Source organism: Neisseria perflava (assembly GCF_002863305.2).
Taxonomy (GTDB): Bacteria; Pseudomonadota; Gammaproteobacteria; order Burkholderiales; family Neisseriaceae; genus Neisseria; species Neisseria perflava_A.
Genome location: NZ_CP136962.1, coordinates 1,927,797 through 1,952,373, shown reverse-complemented (window position 1 = coordinate 1,952,373; position 24,577 = coordinate 1,927,797). Strand labels below are relative to the sequence as shown.

The following is a 24,577-nucleotide window of genomic DNA, read 5'->3' as shown; positions in this document are numbered from 1 at the left end:
AAAGGGTTATTTTACTCTGAAATTAAGTCGAAAGGCCGTCTGAAATCAGGTTTCAGACGGCCTTTTAAATCAAGCTCAAGCCAATTCGAGCTGTTTTTCCAAACTTTCGACCAGTTGGTCGTCCAAATTCAAAGCTTGGGACAAACGGCTCAGGAACACGATTTCCTTGCGTGATAAGTCCGCGCAGACCAATCTGGCCGCCAGATAAGTTTCGGCTGCCAAAGCCTCGTCGCTGCCGACCGAAGCGGCAATTTGCTCGATAGAGGCCGGTTGCGCATATTCCGCCTGCAGCCATGCCGCCGTTTCCGCATCGCTGCCGCTTTCACGCTCAATGGCCGCGCGTTCCGCATCGTCAATCAGGCCGTCTGAAGCCGCCGCCGCAATCATCGTTTGCAAAATCACACGGCTGTGGTTTTCACCAATCAGACCGACAGGTTGGAAAGCACTTTGCGGCAATTCGTCCTGCTGGCGGTTTTGTTTCCAGTTTTGATAGCCTTTATAAGCCAGAAAACCCAAAGCGGCGACCGAGCCGGCCTTTACCAGTTTCTTCGCGTTTTTCTTTTTCAACAGCATCGATGCCAAAGCACCCGTCAGCGCGCCGCCGCCGAAAGAATTGAGCGGGCTGTCCGCCACCGCTTTGCCGCCTTTTTGAGCCGCACCCAAAACCTGATTGAGCAACTGACTGAAATCCATAAAAAATCTCCTGAAAACAAATACATTGTAAATATAGGGCAGAAACACCCAAAAACCAAGCCAAAGAAAGTTAAAAGGTGCAAACAAGTTTTCAGACGGCCATAGCCGACTTTCGGTACAATCACACCATTCCAAACAATAAACCCCATCATGACCGATACCGCCCAAATCATTACCAGCTATGGCCGCCGCTATATTGTCCGCACCCCCGACGGCCAAACATATGACGCCACCACCCGTAAAAAACGCGTCGATTTCGCCTGCGGCGACCAAGTCCGCATCAGCCCCATCAACGGCGAACAAGTCGTGATTGAAGACTACCTCCCGCGCGAAAGCCTGCTCTACCGCCAAGACGCGTGGAAAACCAAACTGATTGCCGCCAACGTTACCCAACTGCTCATCGTAACCGCCGCCAGTCCCTCACCCAGCGAAGCCCTGTTGCAACGCGCCCTCCTCGCGGCAGAAGCGGCCGGCATCGACGCCGTTATCGTCCTCAACAAAGCCGACCTCCCCGAAACCGCCCAATGGCGCGAGAAACTCAAATTCTACGAAACCCTCGGCTATTTAGTGGTCGAAACCAACGCATTGGAAAACGCCGACATCCTGCGTCCCATTTTAGAAGGGCAAACCAACATCCTGCTCGGACAAAGCGGCATGGGCAAGTCCACCCTGACCAACGTCCTACTCGGCAACCAAGCCGCCCGAACCGGCGACATTTCCACCGCGCTCGACTCCGGCAAACACACCACCACCCACGCCCAACTATACGATTTAAACGCAGAAACCCGACTCATCGATTCCCCCGGCCTGCAAGAATTCGGCCTGCACCATCTCCAAGCCGCCGATTTATTGCAATACTTCCCCGACCTGCGCCACCTTATCGGCCAGTGCCGTTTCCACAACTGCACCCACCGCGCCGAACCAGGCTGCGCCGTCAAAGCTGCTGCCGAATCAGGCGAAGCCAAACCCGAGCGCATCGAATTTCTGCAACGCGTTACCGATGAATTGTTGAGATAAAGTTTTAACGGAAATAAGCGTTTGGATAAATAAAAAGGCCGTCTGAAAAATTCAGACGGCCTTTGCTTGGGCTACGACTTGTTTTGAATATTGATAGAAGATGGCTCTAGAGGCAAATAATACAGCTTATTACGTTTTCCCTCCGCATGGATGGTAAATTGTTTGCCGTATTCCCCCATAACCTTGCGGAATTTCTTCGCAATGTTTGAGCGGTCTTCCCCGAATCGAGCCCAAAAGAATGAGCCTAATTTCACGCCATCGTCTTCCAACCATTTTTCCAATGTAATCTCATCAGATTTTTTGCGGCGATTTTTATAGTTTGCCCAAACCAAGCGTGCCAATTCCTCTTCTTCTTCCTGCTTGATTTTCCGGCCGTCTATACACAGTTGCGCCATTGTCAGATAGACGGAAAATTCTCGAGGAGTCAGATTTTCCACGCAAACCGTACCAAAGTGGATGTGCCCTTTTTCCACATCAATAACAACCTGCGTATCATCCAACATTTCTTGTATACACATCACAGCTTGAGAAAAAGTTTGTCCTTCCGTCAGCGTCCAATCCACTTTTCCGCCACCCATGCGGACAAACGGAATTTCTGCCAACATGACTTGTGCCTTAGAGGCATCCATCATCCCATGCTTGCTCGTGTTTAAAAACAGCTCATTTTTAGGCGGATAGAAAAATTCCGGATGCGTTTCAAAAGCCTCTTCCACCAAAACATGGGACATCTTGTCCTGTTTTCTGCCAAAAAGCGACAAAGCATAGCCGATATAAAAACCCATAGATTTTCGTCCGCCTGCAATCGAAATATGCAACTCCGTATTCTTATCGGCACACAAATCCCGAATCCATCGCACAATCATATCTGCTGCCGCATTATTTTGTTCCGGCGTACGAATATCTTCCAAAGAGCCATCCTCATCGCGGATAATCTCAATAGAATGCTCATCAAAGTGAATATCCGGCAAATCATATTCCTGACGCAGCCGTCTGAAATATCCGTTTTCACCCAGCAGCCGGCTTTTGATTTTTTCAGCACCGGCCAAAGTCGTCAGCGCCACAATACGGTTGGGAATCCATTGCTTTTGAGCAAGGGCAAACACAGTTTCCGTAATAATTTGCGGCGTCATTCCCGACACCACGACCAAAATCTTTTCTTTCATTTTCATTTTCCCTGTCAATATGCCGCCTTAATCCTCGCGGCTCGATACATCAAACCGGCGTAAACGCGCACCCATACATACCATCTCATCGGCCGTATATTCAGATCCACGTCCCGACAACTCCTGCGGCAGCTGTAAAAAATAAAATACCGCACCTTTGGCACATACATCCGCGGCCAAATGCAGCGGCAACGTACCCAATACCACATCGCCATCAGCGACCTCATCCGTATTCAAATGCGGCTCAAAACGATCAATCGCAAAGCCTGATTCACGCACCGCCCAATCAATGGCACCTTGGTGGCGGGAAACAAACCAAACAGTCATCCAAACCTTACCCCGTTAATTTAAAAACCGCATCATATCTGCTATTTCAGACACCATCATCAAACACAAATTTGTCATCAATGCATACAACATACAACCTGCCGATAATAGCTGTAAGCATCAAGCCCAAAATAAAAACATGAGCATACGCCGATTTTATCTGATTGCCTATGACATAAGCGATAGCGGCAGACAGCACCAAGTCCGCAACATCTTACAAGGCTATGCCACAGGCAGCCAAAAATCCCTGTACGAATGCTGGCTGACCGAAACCGAATGGCAAGACTTGCGTTGCCGTCTGCCCAATCTGCTCCGGGAAGGAGACAAGCTGAATGCCGTCTGCCTGCCTGAGACAGAACAACACGCCATGTTGTTCGGCGCCGCCCAACCATTGCGTTATGAAACCTTTATCGTTGCCTGATAAGAAAGAAACATGATGTCCACGCTATATATCGACCGCAAAAACCTGTCTTTGTCTGTAGAACACGATGCCCTTATATTTAGGGAAGGCGACAAACGCATCAATACCGTGCCACTCAACGTCCTTGAGCGTATTTGCATTAAAGGAGAAACCAGGCTGGGCACCTCCGTCTTAGCCAAGCTCGGAGAGAAAGGAATAGGCCTACTCGTGTTGAGTGGCAGGATGCAAAAGCCAAATATCATACTTCCTTGTCCCAAAACAGACAGCCGCCGTCGCATCGCCCAATACCAGATTATCAGCACACCCAAATACAGCCTAAAAATAGCAAGGTGTCTGGTGAGCGAAAAAATCAACCGGCAAGCCGAGATGCTTGCAAATATTGATATCCTCTACCCGGAAAGCGCCCCACATCGAAAAAACACCTTAGAAAACATCAAACGATTAACAAATCAAGTGGCGGCTTCAGACAGCCTAGAGCAAATCAGAGGAGTAGAAGGCATAGCCGCCGCACAATATTTTCAAGCCTGGCAAACCTTCCTACCATCGAGTCTGAGTTTTCAAGGCCGCAACAGACGGCCGCCCAGAGATCCCGTCAATGCCGTTTTATCATTAGGTTATACATTGCTGCATTTCGATATCGTACGGCAGCTTTACCTGGCCGGGCTTGACCCCTATATCGGAATTTACCATCAGCCTGTCCATGGGCGCGAATCGCTTGCCAGCGACCTGTTGGAACCATTCCGTCCCCGGTATGACCAATGGGCCTTACAGCTTTTCCGCACCCAAATGTTAAGGGAACAAGATTTTAGTACGAATGAAAAAAACGGCTGCCAAATGGGAAAAGCAGCACGTATCCGCTTTTACCAAGCCTACGAACAACAAGTAAAAGAATGGCGCAAAGACATCCGCCAAAGCTGCATCCGCCTGCTCAAGTATCTGGCGGCAGTCAGCCGTCAGCCCGATATCGCCCTTGACGGCGGCTGGATGGTGATAGAAAACGAAACCGATGAAGAAAGCGAGGCATCATGAAACAAAACTGGCTGATAGCCTACGATATTACCGACCGTAAACGATTGGGCAGGGCTTACCGTTTTTTAAGTGGACAAGCGCTACATTTGCAAAACAGCGTCTTCATTTTTAAAGGCACACAAGAAGAAGCGCAACATTTGTTTCAAAAACTGACCGGAATGTTGGATAAGGCAGACGATTTGCGTATCTATCCGCTCAGCCCGCACAGCCCCATCTACGAACTCAAAGGCAGCCTCTTGGCGGAAGGCATCGTACTGTGCGGCCATATTCCGGTCATTTCGGGCTGACAAACCAAAGGCCGTCTTATAGATGGCCGTTCCTTATAAAAATGCCGTCTGAAACCCTAAATACAGGTTTCAGACGGCATTTGTTTACCGTTGAATTATCCCCGAGTGGCGGGGAGGTTTTTCAGAGTCGGTAATGATTGGGTACAAGTTGGTTTTATGGCGTCTTAATCCCCATGTGGTGGGGAGGTTTTTCAGAGTTCAACCAACGCAAAGAAGTACCTACTCAAGGTCTTAATCCCCATGTGGTGGGGAGGTTTTTCAGAGAATCAGGTGCTGTCGTTGTTAATGTCAGCGAAGGTTGTCTTAATCCCCATGTGGTGGGGAGGTTTTTCAGAGTGAATCAGGCGGTGAAACCGCGTGGGATTCATTGGGGTCTTAATCCCCATGTGGTGGGGAGGTTTTTCAGAGGATTCTCTGCGTCTTTATCAAATGCGTGCAGAGATGTCTTAATCCCCATGTGGTGGGGAGGTTTTTCAGAGTTCAAACGCGTGAATCCTAGTGAGGATGATATTGGTCTTAATCCCCATGTGGTGGGGAGGTTTTTCAGAGGAAAGGAATCATTATGCAAGAAATGTTTTATCAAAGTCTTAATCCCCATGTGGTGGGGAGGTTTTTCAGAGGTAAAGTACTTCCAGAATTTGACTGGGATATTCGGTCTTAATCCCCATGTGGTGGGGAGGTTTTTCAGAGAGCGGAGGGGTGTTTTCTCTATTAAATTCAGTAGGTTAAAATGGTCAATATCTAAATTACAAATATTCACAAAGATAAACGGGGATTAACATAGAAAATAAGGCTTCCGCCTGAAAAATAAGGGCAATCCAAGTCTGACTTACCCTGAAAAACCTATTGTCCCCTATTGGGAACAATATTGTCATTTTAACATCCAAGCCATTGCTTGAGAAGCATATTTTAGTAAAAGGCCGTCTGAAAGTTTCAGACGGCCTTTGCTATCTGCTTGAGTTGTTTTGTAAAGCTTTTAGTAGTTCCTTGATGCTTTTCTCGCGTTTACTTGTTAACCAGTTGGGCTGGTGTTTCTGTAAAACGGGTTTTAGAGCCAGTTGCTCGGTAATTTGCTGTCTGTCTTGGCTGCTCAAGCGTCCGTCCGTTGCGGCCTGCTTCAAATCGGTTTCCAATTCTTTAAAGTATTGGCTGCCTTCGTTGTCACCGACGCTATATTTTTTTTTCTCCCTGTATGATTTTGAGCCATTTGGCAATGAGTTGCTCATGCGGTGATAAGGCAGCAGTTTGCGCTTGTTTGGCAATGGCTGGGGTCGCTTCTTTTTTGTTGTCGACGTATTTTTGATACGGGTTATATGGATTTTGTGTATCAAAATAGCCGTAACCGGAGGAAGTTTTGCGCCTATTACTTGTCTTTCCGCAAATACAAATTTGCAGATGCCCGCCATCCGACTCATAATCTGTCTCTACGTCCAACTGAATGCATCATAACGGGGCTTTCCCCCTAGACTATAAATATAAAGTTATCATCATGAATCTGCTTACACTGCCGTCGCAACTTCCTATTGCACGCTACCGTTTTACTTTCCAACCGGATACCGAGCTTGTACTTCCTCCTTATGCGGCCTCTACTTTACGCGGTATTTTCGGCCATGCCTTGTTGAACACCGTATGTACTTGTTGGGAACCTTCCCAAGACGGGGTGCATCCTGCCGATTGTCCGTACAGCCATATTTTCGCTACGCCCTACAACGACAAATTGCCGGGAAGCCGGAAACATCATCCGCCGCAACCGTACGTCATCGAAACGCCGTTTAAGCAGCAATTGCAGATTTATCCGGCAGGTTCGGATTATCAATTTCAAATCGTACTCATCGGAGGCGCCAGGCATATGCTGCCGTTGATTAAAGCCGTATTTGAGTATGCTTTTAAGAAAGGAATTGCCCGGCAAAATGTCCGGTGTTCGCTAAAGAATCTCGAAGTCGAAACCCCTGACGGCTGGCAAGGCATTTTGGAGCATGGCATTATCCCGTTGCATCCGAATACAATCAGCCTTCCCCAACATTTCCCGTCAGATGTTTCCATTCAGTTGTTGACACCGTTGACGATACGGCACGACAAAAAGGTGATGAAAGCCGGACAGCTGACCGAATCCATGTTTTTGCGTCAGGCAATACGCGATATTTCTGCGATTGCAACGACGCATTGGGAACATCCGTTGGAGGGCAGGTTTCAAGAATTAATCAGGGCGACAGAGCTTGTCAGGGGGAGAAAATCTTTATCTGATACAAAATGGAAACGTCATTCCAACAGACAACAGCGCGATATGACTTATCAAGGAGTAATGGGAGAGTGGACTTTCTATGATCTTCCTAAGGAATTGTCGGCTTTACTTTATATTGGACAATGGCTGCATATCGGAAAAGAAACCACATTCGGGCATGGAGGCTATCGGATCACGGCCGGGCTGTAAAATCACCGGCCTTTCGGCCTGATAAACCAAAGACTGTCTTATAGGTGGCCGTTTCTTATAAAAAATGCCGTCTGAAACCTTAAATATAGGTTTCAGACGGCATTTGTTTACCGTTGAATTATCCCCGAGTGGTGGGGAGGTTTTTCAGAGTGGCATTGGACGGCGACTATGCCGACAAAAATGCGTCTTAATCCCCATGTGGTGGGGAAGTTTTTCAGAGTTTCTAACGCTGGCTCTATCGTCCTAGACTCAACGTCTTAATCCCCATGTGGTGGGGAAGTTTTTCAGAGCTCATTCAGACCGTGTACTGTTGGCTAAAGACAGTGTCTTAATCCCCATGTGGTGGGGAGGTTTTTCAGAGGGCACACGGTGATGTAACACTGTTGAACAGACTGTGTCTTAATCCCCATGTGGTGGGGAGGTTTTTCAGAGGTAAGACCATGATGTCGATAGCAGCAGCTGCTGCGTCTTAATCCCCATGTGGTGGGGAGGTTTTTCAGAGCCAATAAAGCGGATAACGTCCGCTTCAGCCTGAGGGTCTTAATCCCCATGTGGTGGGGAGGTTTTTCAGAGAGAAAATCGTACGTAGCTTACAACTTTCACCAGAAAGTCTTAATCCCCATGTGGTGGGGAGGTTTTTCAGAGGTTTTACGCGGAAGCATCCAAGGAGTTTGCTGAGTCTTAATCCCCATGTGGTGGGGAGGTTTTTCAGAGCCATTAACCTAAACGAAAGGACTACAAAATGAACATCGTCTTAATCCCCATGTGGTGGGGAGGTTTTTCAGAGAGCGGAGGGGTGTTTTCTTTATTAAATTCAGCAGGTTAAAATGGCCAATATCTAAATTACAAATATTCACAAAGATAAACGGGGATTAACATAGAAAATAAGGCTTCCGCCTGAAAAATAAGGGCAATCCAAGTCTGACTTACCCTGAAAAACCTATTGTTCCCTATTGGGAACAATATTGTCATTTTAACATTCAAGCTATTGCTTGAGAAGCATATTTTAGTAAAAGGCCGTCTGAAAGTTTCAGACGGCCTTTGCTTTGTGCTGTGGTAAAAGGTATCAGCCCACTTTATCCCCGGGCTGTGCGCCTGCGTCAACGTCGAGGAGCTTCAGTTTGCCCTCTGCTGTGGCGGCGGAGAGGATCATACCTTCGGATACGCCGAATTTTGCCATTTTGCGCGGGGCGAAGTTGGCGACGGCGATGACCATGCGGCCGTTCAATTCGGCAGGATTCGGGTAAGACGCGGCGATGCCGGAGAAGATGATGCGTTTTTCAAAACCGAAATCGAGGTCGAATTTCAAAAGTTTGGTGCTGCCTTCGACGGCTTCGCAGTTCAATACTTTGGCGACGCGCATGTCGATTTTCATGAAGTCGTCGAAGCTCGCTTGTTCGGCGACTTTTTCGTATTTGCTCTCTTCGGCGGCAGGCGCGGCTGCGGCGGCGATGCTCTGTTTGTTGGCTTCGATTAAATCGTCCACTTGTTTTTGCTCCACTCGTTGCATGAGGTGTTCGTATTTGTTGATGGCGTGTTCGCCCAAGGTTTCGCGTGTATTTGCCCAAGTGATGGCTTCCAAATTCAGGAATTTGGCGGCGTTTTCGGCCACTTTCGGCAAGACGGGGGCAAGGTAGGCGGTCAACATGGTAAAGGCGTTGATGAGTTCGCTGCATACTTCGTGCAGGCGTGCGTCTTGACCTTCCTGTTTGGCGAGCTCCCACGGCTTGTTGGCATCAACGTATTCGTTGACAATGTCCGCTAAGGCCATGATGTCGCGCAGGGCTTTGGCGTATTCGCGGCTTTCGTAGCATTCGGCAATGGCTTCGCTTTGCGCAGTCAGTTTTGCCAGCAATGCGCTGTCGGCAACGTCTTTCAGACGGCCTTCAAAGCGTTTGGCGATGAAACCTGAAGCACGGGCGGCGATGTTGACGTATTTGCCGACGAGGTCGCTGTTGACGCGGCTGATAAAGTCTTGCAGGTTCAAATCGATGTCTTCGATTTTGCTGTTGAGTTTGGCGGCGATGTAGTAGCGCATCCACTCGGGGTTCAGGCCTTGTTCCAGATAGGATTTGGCGGTGATGAAGGTGCCGCGCGATTTGGACATTTTTTGTCCGTCTACAGTTAAAAAGCCGTGTGCGTACACGCCGGTCGGGGCGCGGTGGCCGGAGAAATGCAGCATGGCGGGCCAGAACAGGGCGTGGAAATAGAGGATGTCTTTGCCGATGAAGTGGTACATCTCGGTTTGGCTGTCGGCTTTGAAGTATTCGTCAAAATCGATGCCGATGCGGTCGCACAGGTTTTTAAACGATGCCATGTAGCCGACGGGCGCGTCCAGCCAGACGTAGAAGTATTTGCCCGGCGCGTCGGGGATTTCAAAACCGAAATACGGCGCGTCGCGGGAAATATCCCAGTCGGACAGCGTGGTTTCTTCGCCTTCGCCCAGCCATTCTTTCATTTTGTTGAGGGCTTCGGCTTGCAGATGGGGCTTGCCGTCGTGCGGATTGTTGCCGGAAGTCCATGCTTTGAGGAAGTCGGCGCATTCGCCCAGTTTGAAGAAGAAGTGTTCGGATTCGCGCAATTCGGGTTTGGCACCGGATACGGCGGAATACGGATTAATCAGTTCCGTCGGGGAATAGGTCGTGCCGCAGACTTCGCAGTTGTCGCCGTATTGGTCTTGGGCGTGGCATTTCGGGCATTCGCCTTTGACGAAGCGGTCGGGCAGGAACATTTGTTTTTCGGGGTCGAAAAGCTGCTCGATGACGCGGCTTTCGATTTTGCCGTTAGCTTTCAGCGCGCGGTAAATGTCTTGGGAAAACTGTTTGTTTTCAGGGGAATGGGTGCTGTAATAATTGTCGTAGCCGATGTTGAAACCGGTAAAGTCGGCGAGGTGCTCTTCGCGCACTTTGGCAATCATGTCTTCGGGCGCGATGCCTTGTTTTTGCGCGGCAAGCATCACGGGCGTGCCGTGGGTGTCGTCGGCGCAGCAGTAGTAGCATTCGTGGCCGCGTAGTTTTTGGAAGCGTACCCAAACATCGGTTTGGATGTGTTCGACCATGTGGCCGAGGTGGATGCTGCCGTTGGCATACGGCAGCGCGGAAGTGACAAGGATTTTGCGTGTCATGGTTTGTGCTTTTAAAAACAATGGATAAAGATGTCGGGAATTATACCGCAAAACAATACGCAAAGGCCGTCTGAAACCCGATTGCCGGTGTTTCAGACGGCCTTTTATTTATCGGCTGCGTATGGGATCAACCGCGTACGCGTTCGATTTTTGCGCCTACGCCGCCGAGTTTTTTCTCGATGTATTCATAGCCGCGGTCGAGGTGGTAGATGCGTTCGACGATGGTTTCGCCATCTGCGACCAAGCCTGCCATGACGAGGCTGGCGGAGGCGCGCAGGTCGGTTGCCATCACGACGGCGCCAGAGAGTTTTTCCACGCCTTTGATGTAGGCGGTGTTGCCTTCGGTGGTGATGTCTGCGCCCATGCGGTTGAGTTCGGGAACGTGCATGAAGCGGTTTTCAAAAATGGTTTCCACCACGCGGCTGCTGCCTTCGGCAATGGCGTTCATGGCCATAAACTGCGCCTGCATGTCGGTTGGGAAGCCCGGGTGGACGACGGTACGGATGTCCACGGCTTTGGGGCGTTGTTGCATGTCGATGGAAATCCAGTTGTCGCCTGCTTCGATGATGGCACCTGCTTCGGTCAGTTTGTTTAACACGACTTCCATGGTTTTTGGGGCGGCATTGCGCAGGACGACTTTGCCGCCGGTCATGGCAACGGCGCAGAGGAAGGTACCGGCTTCGATACGGTCGGGAACGACGCTGTGTTCGCAGCCGTGCAGCTCTTTTACGCCTTCGATGGTCATGGTTGCTGTACCGATGCCGCTGATTTTTGCGCCCATTTTGACGAGGCATTCGGCCAAATCGACGACTTCGGGTTCGATGGCGCAGTTTTCGAGGATGGTGGTGCCTTCTGCAAGTGTGGCCGCCATCAGCAGGTTTTCGGTACCGCCTACGGTTACGACGTCCATGGTGACACGCGTGCCTTTCAGACGGCCTTTGGCTTTGACGTAACCGTGTTCGATGGTGATTTCCGCACCCATGGTTTCAAGGCCTTTGAGGTGTTGGTCAACCGGGCGCGAACCGATGGCGCAACCGCCGGGCAGGCTGACTTGGGCTTCGCCGAAGCGGGCGAGGGTCGGACCCAAAACCAAGATGGATGCACGCATGGTTTTTACCAGCTCGTAAGGTGCGCAGGTGTTGTTGACGGTGCCGCCGTTGATTTCAAATTCGGAGATGTTGTCGGTCAAAACGCGTGCGCCCATACCTTGCAGCAGTTTTTGGGTGGTTTTGACGTCGGCGAGCATGGGTACGTTTTTCAAGCGTAAAGTGCCGGAAGTCAGCAGACCGGCACACATCAGCGGCAGGGCGGCGTTTTTTGCGCCGGATACGATGATTTCGCCGTTGAGGGGGCCGTTGGCAGAGATTTTGAGTTTGTCCACAGGATGTCTTTCGTTATTTGTCTGCACGGTTTATGCCGCACAAATGAAATGAGATGGATAATAAACCATCAATTATAAGGGATTATGCCCTTGCTGTTAGATTTGGCAGTATTAAATTTTCACAAGGTTTGTTTAAGTTGCGAAAGGATAAGATTTCAGGCCGTCTGAATAGTTCAGACGGCCTGTTTGCTAAGGCTTATTTTTTGGCTTTGAAACCCAAAAGGTGTTGCGTAGTGGCCAACCATGCGCCGAATACGCCCAGCGCGATGACGAAGCCGAATACCAGCGACACTTCGCTAAATGTGAAGAAACGCCAGCCGATGTTCAGGCCGTAGGGTTTGAAAATCGCGTCCACCAGCGGCCGTACTTCGGCCAGCAGCCAGGCCGACAAGCCCAGGCTGACGGCGGCGGAGAAAATACTCTGCCACATTGCCTGATAAAGGAAAGGACGGCGGATGAAGGAAGCGGGCGCACCCAACAGCTTGGTGATTTCCAACTCTTCCTTACGGCTGAGGATTTGCAGGCGGATGGTGTTGTGTGCCACCAAGACAAAGGCCATGCCCAAAGTCAGCGAGAGGAACCACAAAATCTTGCGGATAAATTCGTTAATACGATAAAGGGTTTGTACCCATTCGGTATCCATGGTTGCAGATTCGACGCGCGGCAGCTTGGTAATGTCTTTATAGATGGCCTGCATCTGATCCGGAGAAGTGGCAGGATCGGGCGTAACGATAAAGACATCGGGCAACGGGTTGCCATCGAGCATGGAAACGAGGTTTTGGTCGAGATTGGTTTGCAATTCTTCCAAACCTTCCTGCTTGCTGATAAAGCGGACTTTATCGATACGGCTGTCGCGTTGGAGCAGATTTTTCACCGTATCGGCATCAGAACTTGCCGCATCGGTGTCCATATAAACCGTAATTTGCGGCGACTCGTTGAGCTTGCCCAATACGCTTTGTCCGCTTTGGATGCCCAAATACATAAACAGCGGCAAGGTCATGGCAACGGCAAGCATGAGCAGGGTCAGCAGCGTGCCGATGGGTTGGCGCAGAAGCTCTTTGAGTGCGGCGCGTGCCGATTCGACGTGTAGCGAGATGTAATGAATCATACTCATGCGAGGCGTCCTTTCTGCAGGCGCAAGACGCGGTGGCCGTAATCCGCCATCAGCGTTTCATCGTGCGCCGCAACGATCACGGTCGTGCCTGCTTCATGGAAGGTTTTGAACAATTCCATAATATCCAGCGCATAGGCGCGGTCGAGGCTGGCGGACGGCTCGTCGGCAATCAGCAGGCTGGGTTGGTGAACCACTGCGCGCGCGATGCACAAACGTTGTTGTTCGCCGCCGGATAAAGTGATAGGCATATCGTTTTCGCGGCCTTTTAAGCCGACTTTCTCAATCGCAATACGCGCGCGCTCTTCCGCTTTGCGCGGCTGGTAGCCGCTGATCCGCAAAGGCAGGATAACATTTTGCAAGACATTGCGGTCGTAGAGGATTTTGTGGTCTTGGAAGACAATGCCGATATGTTGGCGCATAAAGCCGATCTGATTGTCGCTCAAGGTGCCGAGGTCTTGATTGTTGAACCAAACCTTGCCTTTGGTAGGCTTGGTAATGCCTGAAATCAGCTTCAAAATGGTGGATTTGCCCGAACCCGAATGGCCGGCGATAAAAATCATCTCACCTTTGTTAATCTGGAAACTGACATTTTTCAGGGCTTCGAAACCGCCGGGATAGGTTTTGGAAACTTGTTCGAAACGGATCATGGGTTTTCCTGAAAATAGGGATTCAGACGGCCGGCGTCATCGATAGGGCAACATGCCGTCTGAAAAAGTGGGGATATTCACAGATTATAAATATTTCGGCTGCTTTTTGATAGTGAAACCCCGGTTCTGCCTGTGGATACACTGCCGGTTTGCAACACAAAACAACATGGTTTGAAATAAAGGCCGTCTGAACGGTTGGGTTTCAGACGGCCTCGGTATCAGCGTAGGTTAAGCACCCTATCCACTGTTTTATTTACATTTGGTTTTAGCCAAATTTACGGCAGCAGTCAGGCTTTTTTCGTTAACTTCGCCGGTGATGGTTTGTTTGTAGCCGCATTTCGGCGCTTCGACGACAGTGAAGGGCAATACGCCGACGTTGTTGCCGTGGGCTTTCATGAAGTTGCGGCTGTTGGCGCCGGTGTAACGCCAAATCGGATAGCTGACCGGCGTTTGTTTCAGGAACTTGCCGATGTTGTCGGTCGTATCCAGCGCAATGCCGACCATATCGACGCTGCCTTTTTTCTGCGCTTTGTACCATGCGGACATAGCGGGCATTTCTTTACGGCAGGGGCCGCACCAGGTTGCCCAAAGGTTGACCACGCGCACGGGGGCTTTGAGCGATTCCAGGCTTTGCGGTTTGTTGTCCTGCCAACCTGCCGTTTCATCGGCGGCAAAGGCTGGCGCAGCAGTAAAAACGGTGGCGGACAGTAGAAGGGCGGTTAAGGCTTTCATGGTTGTATCCTTGAGGTTGCCAATCGAAATTGTGTTTATTGTAAAACGGTTTGGTGGGTATGCCTACCGATTCGTATCAAGATATCAGGTAAAAAGTTTGAGTAAAAATCAGTTGCAGACGATAATAACCGCCATCATTGAATGATTTTGCAATAATACGGAGATTTTCATGCCGTCTGAATTCACACTTTATCACAACCCGCGTTGCAGCAAATCGCGTGCCGCGCTGGCTTTGCTCGAAGAAAAAGGCGTTGCCGCCGACGTGGTCAAATATCTGGATACCGCGCCCGATTTGGCGACTTTGCAGGATATGTTTGCCAAACTCGGTATCGAATCGGTGCGCGGCATGATGCGCACAAAAGACGATTTGTACAAGGAATTGGGTTTGGACAACCCCGATTTGGACAATGCCGCCCTGCTTCAGGCAATCGCCGAACACCCCGCCCTGCTCGAGCGTCCCGTTTTGGTAACGCCTACGCGCGCAGCCATCGGCCGTCCGTTGGAAAACATTGCCGCCCTACTCGGCTGATAGGGTTGGATAAGGCCGTCTGAAGATGATTTCCCTGCTTAAAAGCCGCAATGGCCTGCGATATTACCTGTTTCGCGGCCTTGCTTTGAGCGTTTTGCTGGTGTGCGGTATTTTTTTGAGCGGCACATGGCAGATTTACCGGACAGGTTCGCACACCTTGCCGAAGGATGCTCATGCCGATGCGGCGGTGGTATTGGGTGCGGCGGCATGGGATAAACGCCCGTCGCCGGTATTCCGTGAGCGCATCAACCACGCCATCACGCTCTACCAAAGCCATCGGGTCGGCAAAATCATTTTCACCGGCGGCACGCCCAAAAAAGGATTTATGACCGAAGCCGAAGTGGGGCGCCGATACGCGCTCAAGCAGGGCATACCGGCGCACAATATCCTGTTTGAAAACACGTCGCGCAACACTTATGAGAACCTGCGCAATATCGTCCCCATCATGCACGCCAACGGCATCGGCAGCATTATTGTTGTCAGCGACCCGTATCATTTGGCGCGCGCCGAAGAAATGGCCGCCGATTTGGGCTTGTCAGACGCGCAGTTCTCCGCCACCCCGACCACGCGCTTTGACGAGCGCAACAAGAAAGCCAAGTTCCTGATGCAGGAGAGCTATTCTTTGTTTCTCTACCGTATCGGCAAATGGAGCGATGCGGTTTGGAATTGGATAGGTGGTTGAGCTTTGGGCAAGCCATACAAAAGGCCGTCTAAAGCCTTTTAGGTTTCAGACGGCCTAAATGTATGCTTACTTATTGATATTGATTTGCAGCTGCACTGCCAAAAATGACTACAGCTACAGCCAGTACCAGATAGATGACAAACAGAATCAAGGCAGCCTTGAAATAATTGGCTTTATTCGGATTGGTGTTTGAGCCGAATGCCCATACAAACGTCATAACTATATTGACCAGCGGAATCATCAAAATCAAGTTTGTTATCAACCATTCTTTGACGCTTACAATTGGAGCCTGTTGATGGCCGATTTGGTTTTGTTCAGTCATATCTTGTCCAATACATTAAATAAAAAGAATAATAATTATACATAATAAAACCATATTGGTATAGCATACATATTCAGACGGCCTGAGCCTATGATTTTTGCAGCCGCTATTTCAATCGGATGTAAAATGTACCGTCCGGCACGACGGGCAGGTATTTGCGGTAGAAGTCCAGATAGGTCTTGTTTGGGTCTATGTCGGCAAACTGCTGCGGATACAGGGTTTTGGCGATAAATTGTGCGCTGGCCAAATCGGTGAGTGAGCGGGAGGCGGTGTGGTAGATGCCGTAAACGCGTTTGTTTTTGACGGCAGGAATGTCTGCCCAGCCTTTGCGTTTGACAAATCCGGCCAGGCGGCGTTGCGCATCGGCCTGGCTGATGCCTATGCCCATCGCCATAATGTCAGGCTTGTCTTTATGGCCGTTTTCCGTCCCCGAAATGACGATGACGTCGGGTTTGGCCGTCAGGAATTTTTCAGGGTTTACCGGTCCCCAGTTTTTAACGTAAGGTGCGGCGATATTGTTGCCACCTGCTGTGTCGGCAATCGCGCCCCACATATCTTTGCCGAAGGTGTAGCTGTATTCGGACGGGCCTTTGTCGCCGAATTCGATATAGATTTTCGGTTTGGACTGCTTGGCGCGCGCGACGCGTTTTTGGATGTCGGCAATGCCTCGGGCGTATTCGGCGGCAATTTTTTGGGCGCGCGCCTGCGTACCGTTGAGTTCGCCGAAAATTTCCGCACTGCGCGTGTGCCGCGCGACGGTTTCGGCGTTGAAATCGACCACGACGACGGGTATGCCTGCCGCTTTAATGCGCGGCAGGTGGGTGGCGATGGCCTTATACTGCCAGTCGGCCAGAATCAATACGTCCGGCTTGAGCGCGAGCGTTTTCTCCAGTGAAAACGTGCCGGTGCTGATGTTGCCGATGTCCGCAATGTTTTGCAGGGTAGGCAGCTTCTGTTTGAACATCGCCCAGCTGCCGGGATTGAATTTCTCCCAAAACTCACGCGAAATGCCGATGACGTTTTTAAATTTGTCCGCGCCCGTTACCGCGATATAGTCGGGATAGTAAAACGCCAAAACCGCGCGTTTGACAGGGACATCGACTTTGACTTCGCGTCCCAATACGTCTTTGATAGTTTTGATTTCGGCTTGGGCAAAAAGGGGCAGGAGGGCGAGGGCGGTAAATAAAGCGCGTTTGTTCATGAGCGGATACTTTCAAAGAAATAATTATCATTAGTTTTGTTTTCAGGAGAAAAGTTCCCAGACGGTCCTTCTGCGCCGACATTATTTTTAGACGGCCTTACATTGTTTAAACCTTGCCGAAAAAGTAAAATACCTGTTTTCAAAGACTTTGGAGCCATCATGACCGTCAAAACCCGTTTCGCCCCCAGCCCCACCGGCTACCTGCACATCGGCGGCGTACGCACCGCCTTGTTTTCATGGGCGTTTGCCCGCCATCATAAAGGCGAGTTCCTATTGCGTATCGAAGACACCGACTTGGCGCGCTCTACTGCCGAATCTGTCAACATCATCCTCGACGGCATGAAATGGGTCGGCCTGAACTACGACAACGCCGACAACGTCGTTTACCAAACCCGCCGTTTCGACCGCTACAAAGAAGTCATCGCCGAACTTTTAGAAAAAGGCCATGCCTACTACTGCTATTGCAGCAAAGAAGAGCTGGAAGCCATGCGCGAGAAAGCCGAAAAAGAAGGCACGGCGACTTACGACCGCCGTTGGCGTCCGGAAGAAGGCAAAACCCTGCCCGAAATCCCTGCCGACGTTCAACCCGTCGTCCGCTTCAAAACGCCTTTGGACGGCGTTACGAAATGGACGGACTTAGTCAAAGGCGAAATCTCCATCCCCAACGAAGCACTCGATGACCTGATTATCGCCCGCGCCGACGGCACGCCGACCTACAACTTCTGCGTTGTCGTGGACGACTACGACATGGGCATTACCCACGTTATCCGTGGTGACGACCATGTGAACAACACCCCAAAACAAATCAATATTTTAAAAGCCATTGGCGCCACCCTGCCTGAATACGGCCACCTGCCGATGATTCTTAACGAACAAGGCAAAAAAATCTCCAAACGCAGCGGCGATACCGTTGCCATTACCGATTTCGGCGCAATGGGCATCCTGCCCGAAGCCATGCTCAACTATCTGGCACGCTTGGGCTGGGCGCACGGCGACGACGAGTTCTTTACGATGGAACAATTCATCGAATGGTTTGATTTGAAAGATGTTTCCCCGTCTCCAAGCCGCATGGATTTGAAGAAACTCTACTGGATTAACGGCGAACACATCAAAATCACCGCCAACGAAAAACTGGCCGAAATGGTGAAACCGCGCCTCGCCCTGCGCGATATCCACGAAACAAGCAAGCCTGCTTTGGAAGACGTGTTGGCATTGGTCAAAGACCGCGCCCAAGACCTGAACACGCTTGCCGACGAGTGCCTCTACTTCTACGTCAAACAAACCCCTGCCGAAGCTGACGTGCAGAAACACTGGGACGACGAAGCCGCCGCCCGTATGCTGCGCTTTGCCGAACGCCTCGAAGGGCTGGAAGACTGGAACGCCGAAGCCATCCACGATCTCTTCAAACCTTTCTGCGACGAAGAAGGCATCAAAATGGGCAAACTCGGTATGCCCCTGCGCCTCGCTGTCTGCGGTACGGCAAAAACCCCAAGCGTCGATGCTGTATTGGCATTAATCGGCAAAGAAGAAGTGTTGAAACGGATTCGTTCGTAAGGCATGAATGATAAAAGGCCGTCTGAAATGTTTCAGACGGCCTTTTTATTTTGAACAGGATTTATTTATTCTTCTTCGTTCGGTTTATTTTTATCTTTTTTGCGCCACAGGCCTTTAAACAATGCGCCTGCTGCAACAGCACCGAAAATAATCAGTTTGCCGAATTTAGCCAGTAATGCGCCGGCCAAAGCTAATAATCCCAGTTTTTTTGCAGCGATACCGCCAACCAAGGCAGCCAGTCCGTATTCGGCTACTTTGTCGGTTGCCGCATTGAAATCGCTATAACGCTTGCCTTCGTTGAATTCGATATTGCCCAACAATTCTTGCACAATAGGTTTGTATTGATCTATGCTTTTCAAATCGGTGATCATAGTCAATTCAATATAGCCTTCGCGTCCCAGCTGGAAAGTATTGTAGTTGATGGTAGGATTGGGGTCGGGTTCGTTTTTATTCAGAATGTCAATCGACCAAATCAGACGATGGGTCTTTGCATCATATTGCGGTTTTTCTACCCAGCCGCGTGTTTCTATTTCCGGTATGTTGCGGGAGGCTCGTTCTTTGTTTTGTTCCTCGGTGCCTTCTTTCAGCTGCTCGAGCATGGCTTCAACATCCCATTCTTTGGCATCATCGTCTTTGATGTAGCCGGAATCGGTAAAGGTCAGGTCTACTATCCAATTAGTGTCACCGTCCTCGTTCTCCGATTCGGGGAGAATCAGGCCGTAGCGGTTGGGATCTGTGGCGTTGCCTGCTTCCCTCATCATGGCGTTGGCGCGATTTTTTTTCACAAAGACCATTTTTGCAGGCAGTTTCAGTTTGGCCTGATTGCCCAAATCAACGGTTGCCGGGCCTTGGATGATCTGGTCGTCAACGTAGTTCGCGATAGAATCTGAGGCTTGTTGCGCTTCTTGTCCGGATGCCTCGACGGCAGAGGCGGTATCAGCGTTGGCTGCAGAAGCCGGCAGGGTTTGGATAGATAGTAGGGCTGCCAAAACGGCATAGGCGAGACGGTTGCTTTTCATCATAGGGTTCTCATGGAAGAAGAATTAAAAAAGATGCAGACAGCCGCAACACCATATGCTCCGGCATGACTAAAGGATAAATTTTACAATAAATAAATCATATTTACATATTTAAATATGACTGTAATTTAAAAATACAGGAAAGCTTTTTGACGAGAGATAGAGCAATCGTTGTGAAATTCAAAAAGGCCGTCTGAAAATTTTTCAGACGGCCTTTTCTAATAAAACCAGAAAATAATGGAATAAGGCGGAGAATATGAGAAAATAATAGCTGCCTGCCTATCACAACAGTTGATTGAATTAACTTTTATTGGCAGCCTGAATGTCCGAATTGGATAAAATAAGCCATTAAGAACAAAGACCAACAAGCATATTATGTAAAATTGGCGGCGGAAAAAATTGGCTTTGCGCTTTACTTTACAAATCAAACGACTTTAAAGGAAAACCCATGAAAAAAACCTTACTTGCCCTGATGATGTTATCCGCTGCTGCCGCGTATGCCGGTGAGGCGGAAGACCGTTTGCTGTCCGTCCAATCGGTTTACCGTGCCGCTTTGAATGAGCAAAACAGCAACGACAGCAAAATTATTTCCCTGCAAAGCGATTTGGAAAGCGCGCAGCGCCGTTTGCAGGCTGCGCAATCCGATATTGACCGTTTGAAAGGTGAAATTCAGACGGCCTTGGCTCAGAAAGAGCAGCAAAATGCCAAGCTGCAACAAGCCGGCCAGATGTTGGATGCGGCGTGGAATGCCGTTTACGGCGTAGGCGGCAGCAAGGCGAAGCAATAACTTAGACATTGTATTATTTGCGTTTTACGCTTCTTTTATCATCTTTATAAGGAAACCTCATGTCCCTACCTCCCTGCCCGAAATGCCACTCCGAATACACTTACGAAGATGGTGCCCAATACGTTTGCCCTGAGTGCGCCCATGAGTGGAACGAGGCCGATGCTGCGGCTGCCGGCGATGATGCCTTGGAAGTCAAAGATGCCAACGGCGCGGTATTGCAAGATGGCGATACGGTTGTCTTGATTAAAGATTTGAAAGTCAAAGGCAGCTCTATGGTCATCAAGCAAGGCACCAAAGTCAAAGGCATCCGCCTGCAAGAGGGCGACCACAATATCGGTTGTAAAATCGATGGCAGCGCGATGAACTTGAAATCTGAGTTCGTCAAAAAAGCCTAAAGATTTTATTTTTATCTAAAAATAAATATCCTGCTCAGATTATTGAAGCCTACAAGAAAGGCGGAAATTCTGCTTTAGATGGTGATTATACTGTCTTTGGTCAAGTCATAAATGGCATGGATATTGTGGGTAAGATTGTCGAGAGCCAAACTGGTAAAAACACCAAACCCAAAAACGAGATTAAAATTGAAAAGATCGAAGTTATCAAAGATTACGACTTCAATAAATAATTTTCAGTTTAAATAAGAAAGGAAAGTAATACATATGATTATCTGGGGCTATAAAGGCTATCAAAAAGAACTAGGACATACTCAGTCTGTTATCCAATGCGGAAACTGTCAACAAACCGCTCCTTGGGAAATTATTGAGACGGGTCGAAAATTTTCCCTCTACTGGATTCCTCTTATTCCTTATGGAAAAAAATATTACGTCCTATGCCCAGTTTGCCAACGCGGTAAAGAAATTGAAAAACAAGAAATTAATGAATATTTAAATTATTAAGATTAAAAAGAGGCTAGTCATGAAATTACATGCCTCTTACTCTTGTATTTAAAAAAACAAAACATTCTTTCGGAAGGTTAACCTGAAAGGCCGTCTGAAAAAGCGGCGGCAAAATGTTCCGCACATACGCGAGTGTAAAACCGTTAAAATAACGCTTTCCCCTATTCTACGGAACCATTATGCCTCAGCCGACCGCCAAACAGATTTTGCACGAAGTATTCGGTTATCCCGAATTTCGTGGCAAGCAGGAGGCTATCGTCAATGCATTGGCCGGCGGCGAGAGTTTGATGGTGCTGATGCCGACGGGCGGGGGCAAGTCTTTGTGTTACCAGATTCCGGCGCTGATGCGCGAAGGCGTGGCGGTTGTCGTATCGCCGCTGATTGCGTTGATGAACGACCAAGTGGCCAGCCTGCATGTGGCCGGGATTGAAGCGGTGGCAGTCAACAGCAGCACATCGGCAGATGAGGCGCGCGAGATTGCCGACAAACTTGCCCAAGGCCGTCTGAAACTGCTTTATGTCGCGCCGGAACGCTTGGTTACCGACCGCTTTTTACGTTTTCTCGACCAACAAACCGTCAGCCTGTTTGCCATTGATGAGGCGCATTGCGTCAGCCAATGGGGACACGATTTCCGCCCCGAATATCAACAGCTCGGCATGCTTGCCGAACGCTATCCGAACGTCCCGCGCATCGCCCTGACCGCTACCGCCGATGCGGCCACGCGCGCCGACATCAAGCATTATCTGCACTTGGACAATGCGCCCGAATTTATCTCCAGCTTTGACCGCCCGAATATTTATTATCAGGTTATCGAGAAAAACAATGGCAAAAAACAATTGCTGGATTTCATCCGCAAGCAGATGCATGGGCAAAGCGGCATTGTGTATTGCCTAAGCCGTAAAAAAGTCGAGGATGTGGCGCAGTTTTTGTGTGAAAACGGCTTGGAGGCGATTCCGTATCATGCCGGTTTGAGCATGGATGTGCGCGAGGAAAACCAACGCCGCTTTACGCATGAAGACAATATTATTGTGGTGGCGACCGTGGCGTTCGGTATGGGCATAGACAAACCCGACGTGCGCTTTGTCGCCCATCTCGATATGCCCCAAAGTGTCGAACATTTCTATCAGGAATCGGGGCGTGCCGGCCGGGACGGGCTGCCTGCCGTGAGTTGGCTGTGTTACGGCTTGAACGATTGGGTGTTGCTGCGCGAACGGATTGCCGAAGGCAACAGCGACGAGGTGCAAAAGCAAATCGAAATGCAAAAACTCGATGCCATGCTTTCCGTCTGCGAAACCGCCGCCTGCCGCCGCGTACTGCTGCTCAAACATTTCGGCGAAGAATCCGAACCCTGCGGCCATTGCGACAACTGCCTGCATCCGCCCGTGCGGTTTGACGGCACGGTGTTGGTGCAAAAATTACTCAGCTGCGTGTACCGCGCCGGACAACGTTTTGCCGCCGGTTACATCACCAACCTTTTGCGCGGTAAAAGCGACGATTGGATACAGCGCAACGGCCATGACAAGTTATCCACATTCGGCATCGGCAGCGAACAGACCGACAAGGAATGGCGCAGCGTCATCCGCCAGTGCATCAGCTTGGGCTATCTCACCGTCAATGTCGAGCAGCATCAAGCCCTGCAGCTGACCGAAGCGGCCAAACAAGTCCTCAAGGGTGAAACCGAAGTCATGCTGCGCCCCCTGCGCCGCGAAAAAACGGCCACCCAAAAGCCAAAAGACGATTGGTTGCGTACCGAGCGCGAAGAGCGTTTGTGGCAGGCATTGCGCCAATGGCGGCAACAACGCGCCCGGGCAGAGGAAGTGCCGGCCTATGTGGTTTGCGGCGACAAAACCCTGCGCGATATTGTCGAAAAAATGCCCCGAAGTTTGGAAGATTTACACCAAATCTACGGCTTGGGCGAGGCGAAAATCAATAAATTCGGTTTGGAGATACTCGACGTTTGCGAAACAGCTGAAGCCGGTACGGTTTCCACAGACAGCGCACAAGTTATCCACAGCTTGGGCGAGCGCGAACAGGCCTTAAAACGGGCTTTGGAAACTTGGCGCGAGCAGCAGGCAAGTGCCGATCAAGTGACGCTGGGAACGGTGTTCTCCAACGAAAGCATGGACGACTTGCTGACCAATACGCCTGCCGAACCCATCGACCTTTTGGGCGTGTATAAACTCGGCGAAAAACGTATCGAGCAATACGGAGAGGGCATTTTAAACATCTGCCGCCCGTTTTCAGACGGCCTGAGCGAAGAGGATAAACGCAAACGCCGATTGATGCGCCGTCTGCTTCAGTGGAACATCGATACTGCCCGCCATGAAGGCCTCGAAGCCTATCAGATATGCAGCAAAGTTACCCTACGCGCGATTGCCGCCCGACGGCCGCAAGATTTGGCGGAGCTGGCGGAAATCCACGGTATGAATGAGGAGAAAACCGACAAATACGGCGCAGAAATTGTCGAATTGTGTAAACAAGCGGATTGATTGACCGCGTTCATCATTAAAGGTCGTCTGAAACCCAATCAAGCATGGTGTTTCAGACGGCCTTTTTGAATTTTTAATCTTTATAAAACAATGAATAAGAAAATATCTTCATTTGTTTTGTCAGTTTTTTAAAGCTGCCGCGTCTAAACAGGCAGGAAAGATGGGATGGTACCGATGGATTTTTCGTCCTATCCCATTCGACACACACATCGATTAGGAAAATAAATGAACACCTCATCCAACCCCTCTTGGCAGGCCGCTTTCGGCTTGTTGGCACTCAGGCTTTTTGCCGCGTATGAATTTCTTGAGTCCGGCCTGGAAAAATGGAACGGGGAAAACTGGTTTGCAGATATCAACAGCCAATTTCCCTTTCCGTTCAATTTGTTGTCGGATACGGTCAACTGGAATTTGGCCATGTGGGCGGAACTGGTTTTGCCTGCGTTGCTCATCGTCGGCTTGGCAACGCGGCTGTCCGCGCTGGGATTGATGGTTGTAACAGCTGTCGCATGGTCTGCGGTACATGCCGGCTTGGGGTACAATGTGTGCGACAACGGTTATAAAATGGCACTGATTTATTTGGTGGTTTTATTTCCTGTCCTATTGCAGGGCGCAGGCCGTCTGTCTTTGGATGCCCTGCTGAAGAAACGCTGTTGTCGTATCAAGTATTTTCTTTAAGGATTAATGGTCGCGGGCCGACTTTAAATGCCCGATATTATCCCTTGATTTGTTTTA

Annotated in this window: 26 protein-coding genes and 2 CRISPR repeat arrays; of the genes, 14 read left to right on the top strand and 12 right to left on the bottom strand. The window is 49.9% G+C overall.

Annotation, left to right across the window (positions count from 1 at the left end):
• Positions 1-75 precede the first annotated feature (75 nt).
• Positions 76-693, bottom strand: a complete 618-nt coding sequence (locus CYJ98_RS09090) for a tellurite resistance TerB family protein (protein ID WP_101755674.1) — start codon at positions 691-693, stop codon at positions 76-78.
• A 150-nt stretch (positions 694-843) separates the two neighbouring features.
• Between CYJ98_RS09090 and rsgA the strand changes: the two genes are divergently transcribed.
• Entirely contained in the window at positions 844-1,710 is an 867-nt protein-coding gene (gene rsgA / locus CYJ98_RS09085; RefSeq protein WP_101755675.1) for a ribosome small subunit-dependent GTPase A, read from the top strand.
• Between the two features lie 71 nt (positions 1,711-1,781).
• Here the strand turns inward: rsgA and csm6 are convergent, their stop codons facing one another.
• A complete protein-coding gene (csm6, locus tag CYJ98_RS09080; protein ID WP_159068721.1) occupies positions 1,782-2,873 on the bottom strand; it encodes a CRISPR-associated ring nuclease Csm6 in 1,092 nt (363 codons plus the stop codon).
• A 27-nt stretch (positions 2,874-2,900) separates the two neighbouring features.
• Positions 2,901-3,200, bottom strand: a complete 300-nt coding sequence (csx16, locus tag CYJ98_RS09075; RefSeq protein WP_101755677.1) for a CRISPR-associated protein Csx16 — start codon at positions 3,198-3,200, stop codon at positions 2,901-2,903.
• A 139-nt stretch (positions 3,201-3,339) separates the two neighbouring features.
• On the opposite strand from csx16, the gene cas2 (CYJ98_RS09070) reads away from it, so the two are divergent.
• The 3 genes from cas2 (CYJ98_RS09070) to cas2 (CYJ98_RS09060) are packed head-to-tail and all read left to right on the top strand — an operon-like array spanning position 3,340 to position 4,937.
• The gene (cas2, locus tag CYJ98_RS09070; RefSeq protein ID WP_101755678.1) at positions 3,340-3,621 is read left to right on the top strand and encodes a CRISPR-associated endonuclease Cas2; all 282 of its coding nucleotides are present in this window, start codon (positions 3,340-3,342) and stop codon (positions 3,619-3,621) included.
• Positions 3,622-3,633: 12 nt separating this feature from the next.
• Positions 3,634-4,650 carry a CRISPR-associated endonuclease Cas1 gene (cas1, locus tag CYJ98_RS09065; protein WP_101755679.1) on the top strand — a complete coding sequence of 339 codons (1,017 nt, stop codon included), beginning with the start codon at positions 3,634-3,636 and terminating at the stop codon, positions 4,648-4,650.
• Positions 4,647-4,937, top strand: coding sequence for a CRISPR-associated endonuclease Cas2 (gene cas2 / locus CYJ98_RS09060; protein ID WP_101755680.1), 291 nt, complete (start codon positions 4,647-4,649; stop codon positions 4,935-4,937). Before cas1 ends, cas2 (CYJ98_RS09060) begins: the two co-directional genes overlap by 4 nt.
• A gap of 161 nt (positions 4,938-5,098) precedes the next feature.
• Positions 5,099-5,627: a CRISPR direct-repeat array (repeat unit 36 nt; unit sequence GTCTTAATCCCCATGTGGTGGGGAGGTTTTTCAGAG).
• A gap of 257 nt (positions 5,628-5,884) precedes the next feature.
• Here cas2 (CYJ98_RS09060) and CYJ98_RS09055 read toward each other — a convergent pair.
• Positions 5,885-6,343 carry a hypothetical protein gene (locus CYJ98_RS09055; protein WP_101755681.1) on the bottom strand — a complete coding sequence of 153 codons (459 nt, stop codon included), beginning with the start codon at positions 6,341-6,343 and terminating at the stop codon, positions 5,885-5,887.
• A gap of 83 nt (positions 6,344-6,426) precedes the next feature.
• Between CYJ98_RS09055 and cas6 the strand changes: the two genes are divergently transcribed.
• Positions 6,427-7,368, top strand: a complete 942-nt coding sequence (cas6, locus tag CYJ98_RS09050) for a CRISPR system precrRNA processing endoribonuclease RAMP protein Cas6 (protein WP_167382864.1) — start codon at positions 6,427-6,429, stop codon at positions 7,366-7,368.
• A gap of 114 nt (positions 7,369-7,482) precedes the next feature.
• Positions 7,483-8,155: direct repeats of the CRISPR family, unit length 36 nt; unit sequence GTCTTAATCCCCATGTGGTGGGGAGGTTTTTCAGAG.
• A gap of 279 nt (positions 8,156-8,434) precedes the next feature.
• Here cas6 and metG read toward each other — a convergent pair.
• The 5 genes from metG to CYJ98_RS09025 all read right to left on the bottom strand — a co-directional run bounded on the left by metG (position 8,435) and on the right by CYJ98_RS09025 (position 14,366).
• The gene (gene metG / locus CYJ98_RS09045) at positions 8,435-10,492 is read right to left on the bottom strand and encodes a methionine--tRNA ligase (protein WP_101755683.1); all 2,058 of its coding nucleotides are present in this window, start codon (positions 10,490-10,492) and stop codon (positions 8,435-8,437) included.
• Positions 10,493-10,619: 127 nt separating this feature from the next.
• Positions 10,620-11,873, bottom strand: a complete 1,254-nt coding sequence (gene murA, locus CYJ98_RS09040) for a UDP-N-acetylglucosamine 1-carboxyvinyltransferase (protein ID WP_070504121.1) — start codon at positions 11,871-11,873, stop codon at positions 10,620-10,622.
• A gap of 196 nt (positions 11,874-12,069) precedes the next feature.
• Positions 12,070-12,987 (bottom strand): permease-like cell division protein FtsX, encoded by a 918-nt coding sequence (gene ftsX / locus CYJ98_RS09035; protein WP_003747810.1) that lies wholly within the window; start codon positions 12,985-12,987, stop codon positions 12,070-12,072.
• Complete coding sequence (ftsE, locus tag CYJ98_RS09030; protein WP_003681151.1) at positions 12,984-13,634, bottom strand: cell division ATP-binding protein FtsE; 651 nt, start codon at positions 13,632-13,634, stop codon at positions 12,984-12,986. The genes ftsX and ftsE overlap by 4 nt, the downstream gene beginning before the upstream one ends.
• Before the next feature lie 249 nt (positions 13,635-13,883).
• Entirely contained in the window at positions 13,884-14,366 is a 483-nt protein-coding gene (locus CYJ98_RS09025; RefSeq protein ID WP_049349226.1) for a TlpA disulfide reductase family protein, read from the bottom strand.
• Between the two features lie 169 nt (positions 14,367-14,535).
• Between CYJ98_RS09025 and arsC the strand changes: the two genes are divergently transcribed.
• Positions 14,536-14,895, top strand: coding sequence for an arsenate reductase (glutaredoxin) (gene arsC, locus CYJ98_RS09020; RefSeq protein ID WP_004519164.1), 360 nt, complete (start codon positions 14,536-14,538; stop codon positions 14,893-14,895).
• Between the two features lie 25 nt (positions 14,896-14,920).
• On the top strand, positions 14,921-15,577 hold the full coding sequence (locus tag CYJ98_RS09015) for a YdcF family protein (protein WP_070460998.1): 657 nt from the start codon (positions 14,921-14,923) through the stop codon (positions 15,575-15,577).
• A 70-nt stretch (positions 15,578-15,647) separates the two neighbouring features.
• On the opposite strand, the gene CYJ98_RS09010 is transcribed toward CYJ98_RS09015, so the two are convergent.
• Together CYJ98_RS09010 and CYJ98_RS09005 are read right to left on the bottom strand one after the other, a co-directional pair.
• On the bottom strand, positions 15,648-15,899 hold the full coding sequence (locus CYJ98_RS09010) for a hypothetical protein (protein WP_070461000.1): 252 nt from the start codon (positions 15,897-15,899) through the stop codon (positions 15,648-15,650).
• Between the two features lie 106 nt (positions 15,900-16,005).
• On the bottom strand, positions 16,006-17,100 hold the full coding sequence (locus CYJ98_RS09005; protein ID WP_070461002.1) for an ABC transporter substrate-binding protein: 1,095 nt from the start codon (positions 17,098-17,100) through the stop codon (positions 16,006-16,008).
• Positions 17,101-17,259: 159 nt separating this feature from the next.
• On the opposite strand from CYJ98_RS09005, the gene gltX reads away from it, so the two are divergent.
• Positions 17,260-18,654, top strand: coding sequence for a glutamate--tRNA ligase (gltX, locus tag CYJ98_RS09000; RefSeq protein WP_101755684.1), 1,395 nt, complete (start codon positions 17,260-17,262; stop codon positions 18,652-18,654).
• A 65-nt stretch (positions 18,655-18,719) separates the two neighbouring features.
• On the opposite strand, the gene CYJ98_RS08995 is transcribed toward gltX, so the two are convergent.
• Positions 18,720-19,676: a DUF2167 domain-containing protein gene (locus CYJ98_RS08995; protein WP_101755685.1), complete on the bottom strand. Its 957-nt coding sequence runs from the start codon at positions 19,674-19,676 to the stop codon at positions 18,720-18,722.
• 445 nt (positions 19,677-20,121) lie between these two features.
• On the opposite strand from CYJ98_RS08995, the gene CYJ98_RS08990 reads away from it, so the two are divergent.
• From CYJ98_RS08990 to CYJ98_RS08970, 6 genes are all read left to right on the top strand, one after another.
• Entirely contained in the window at positions 20,122-20,460 is a 339-nt protein-coding gene (locus CYJ98_RS08990; protein WP_049349234.1) for a hypothetical protein, read from the top strand.
• Between the two features lie 59 nt (positions 20,461-20,519).
• Positions 20,520-20,855 carry a zinc ribbon domain-containing protein YjdM gene (locus tag CYJ98_RS08985; RefSeq protein ID WP_049323689.1) on the top strand — a complete coding sequence of 112 codons (336 nt, stop codon included), beginning with the start codon at positions 20,520-20,522 and terminating at the stop codon, positions 20,853-20,855.
• A gap of 116 nt (positions 20,856-20,971) precedes the next feature.
• Positions 20,972-21,085, top strand: coding sequence for a hypothetical protein (locus CYJ98_RS11110; protein WP_349290129.1), 114 nt, complete (start codon positions 20,972-20,974; stop codon positions 21,083-21,085).
• Positions 21,086-21,119: 34 nt separating this feature from the next.
• Positions 21,120-21,356 (top strand): zinc-ribbon domain-containing protein, encoded by a 237-nt coding sequence (locus CYJ98_RS08980; RefSeq protein WP_101755687.1) that lies wholly within the window; start codon positions 21,120-21,122, stop codon positions 21,354-21,356.
• Positions 21,357-21,535: 179 nt separating this feature from the next.
• Positions 21,536-23,845, top strand: coding sequence for a DNA helicase RecQ (recQ, locus tag CYJ98_RS08975; protein ID WP_101755688.1), 2,310 nt, complete (start codon positions 21,536-21,538; stop codon positions 23,843-23,845).
• Between the two features lie 225 nt (positions 23,846-24,070).
• A complete protein-coding gene (locus CYJ98_RS08970; protein WP_101755689.1) occupies positions 24,071-24,520 on the top strand; it encodes a DoxX family protein in 450 nt (149 codons plus the stop codon).
• The last annotated feature ends 57 nt before the right edge of the window (positions 24,521-24,577 follow it).

Excerpts from the sequence above, each read along its gene's own strand:
- cas2 (WP_101755680.1), top strand. The coding sequence starts at position 4,647 with ATGAAACAAAACTGGCTGATAGCCTACGATATTACCGACCGTAAACGA.
- CYJ98_RS11110 (WP_349290129.1), top strand. The coding sequence starts at position 20,972 with ATGGATATTGTGGGTAAGATTGTCGAGAGCCAAACTGGTAAAAACACC.
- metG (WP_101755683.1), bottom strand. The coding sequence starts at position 10,492 with ATGACACGCAAAATCCTTGTCACTTCCGCGCTGCCGTATGCCAACGGC.
- rsgA (WP_101755675.1), top strand. The coding sequence starts at position 844 with ATGACCGATACCGCCCAAATCATTACCAGCTATGGCCGCCGCTATATT.
- CYJ98_RS08990 (WP_049349234.1), top strand. The coding sequence starts at position 20,122 with ATGAAAAAAACCTTACTTGCCCTGATGATGTTATCCGCTGCTGCCGCG.
- CYJ98_RS09015 (WP_070460998.1), top strand. The coding sequence starts at position 14,921 with ATGATTTCCCTGCTTAAAAGCCGCAATGGCCTGCGATATTACCTGTTT.
- gltX (WP_101755684.1), top strand. The coding sequence starts at position 17,260 with ATGACCGTCAAAACCCGTTTCGCCCCCAGCCCCACCGGCTACCTGCAC.
- csx16 (WP_101755677.1), bottom strand. The coding sequence starts at position 3,200 with ATGACTGTTTGGTTTGTTTCCCGCCACCAAGGTGCCATTGATTGGGCG.
- cas2 (WP_101755678.1), top strand. The coding sequence starts at position 3,340 with ATGAGCATACGCCGATTTTATCTGATTGCCTATGACATAAGCGATAGC.
- CYJ98_RS09025 (WP_049349226.1), bottom strand. The coding sequence starts at position 14,366 with ATGAAAGCCTTAACCGCCCTTCTACTGTCCGCCACCGTTTTTACTGCT.
- csm6 (WP_159068721.1), bottom strand. The coding sequence starts at position 2,873 with ATGAAAGAAAAGATTTTGGTCGTGGTGTCGGGAATGACGCCGCAAATT.
- ftsE (WP_003681151.1), bottom strand. The coding sequence starts at position 13,634 with ATGATCCGTTTCGAACAAGTTTCCAAAACCTATCCCGGCGGTTTCGAA.
- arsC (WP_004519164.1), top strand. The coding sequence starts at position 14,536 with ATGCCGTCTGAATTCACACTTTATCACAACCCGCGTTGCAGCAAATCG.
- CYJ98_RS09005 (WP_070461002.1), bottom strand. The coding sequence starts at position 17,100 with ATGAACAAACGCGCTTTATTTACCGCCCTCGCCCTCCTGCCCCTTTTT.
- cas1 (WP_101755679.1), top strand. The coding sequence starts at position 3,634 with ATGATGTCCACGCTATATATCGACCGCAAAAACCTGTCTTTGTCTGTA.
- CYJ98_RS08970 (WP_101755689.1), top strand. The coding sequence starts at position 24,071 with ATGAACACCTCATCCAACCCCTCTTGGCAGGCCGCTTTCGGCTTGTTG.
- recQ (WP_101755688.1), top strand. The coding sequence starts at position 21,536 with ATGCCTCAGCCGACCGCCAAACAGATTTTGCACGAAGTATTCGGTTAT.
- CYJ98_RS08995 (WP_101755685.1), bottom strand. The coding sequence starts at position 19,676 with ATGATGAAAAGCAACCGTCTCGCCTATGCCGTTTTGGCAGCCCTACTA.
- CYJ98_RS09090 (WP_101755674.1), bottom strand. The coding sequence starts at position 693 with ATGGATTTCAGTCAGTTGCTCAATCAGGTTTTGGGTGCGGCTCAAAAA.
- ftsX (WP_003747810.1), bottom strand. The coding sequence starts at position 12,987 with ATGAGTATGATTCATTACATCTCGCTACACGTCGAATCGGCACGCGCC.
- CYJ98_RS08980 (WP_101755687.1), top strand. The coding sequence starts at position 21,120 with ATGATTATCTGGGGCTATAAAGGCTATCAAAAAGAACTAGGACATACT.
- CYJ98_RS09055 (WP_101755681.1), bottom strand. The coding sequence starts at position 6,343 with ATGGCGGGCATCTGCAAATTTGTATTTGCGGAAAGACAAGTAATAGGC.
- CYJ98_RS09010 (WP_070461000.1), bottom strand. The coding sequence starts at position 15,899 with ATGACTGAACAAAACCAAATCGGCCATCAACAGGCTCCAATTGTAAGC.
- CYJ98_RS08985 (WP_049323689.1), top strand. The coding sequence starts at position 20,520 with ATGTCCCTACCTCCCTGCCCGAAATGCCACTCCGAATACACTTACGAA.
- cas6 (WP_167382864.1), top strand. The coding sequence starts at position 6,427 with ATGAATCTGCTTACACTGCCGTCGCAACTTCCTATTGCACGCTACCGT.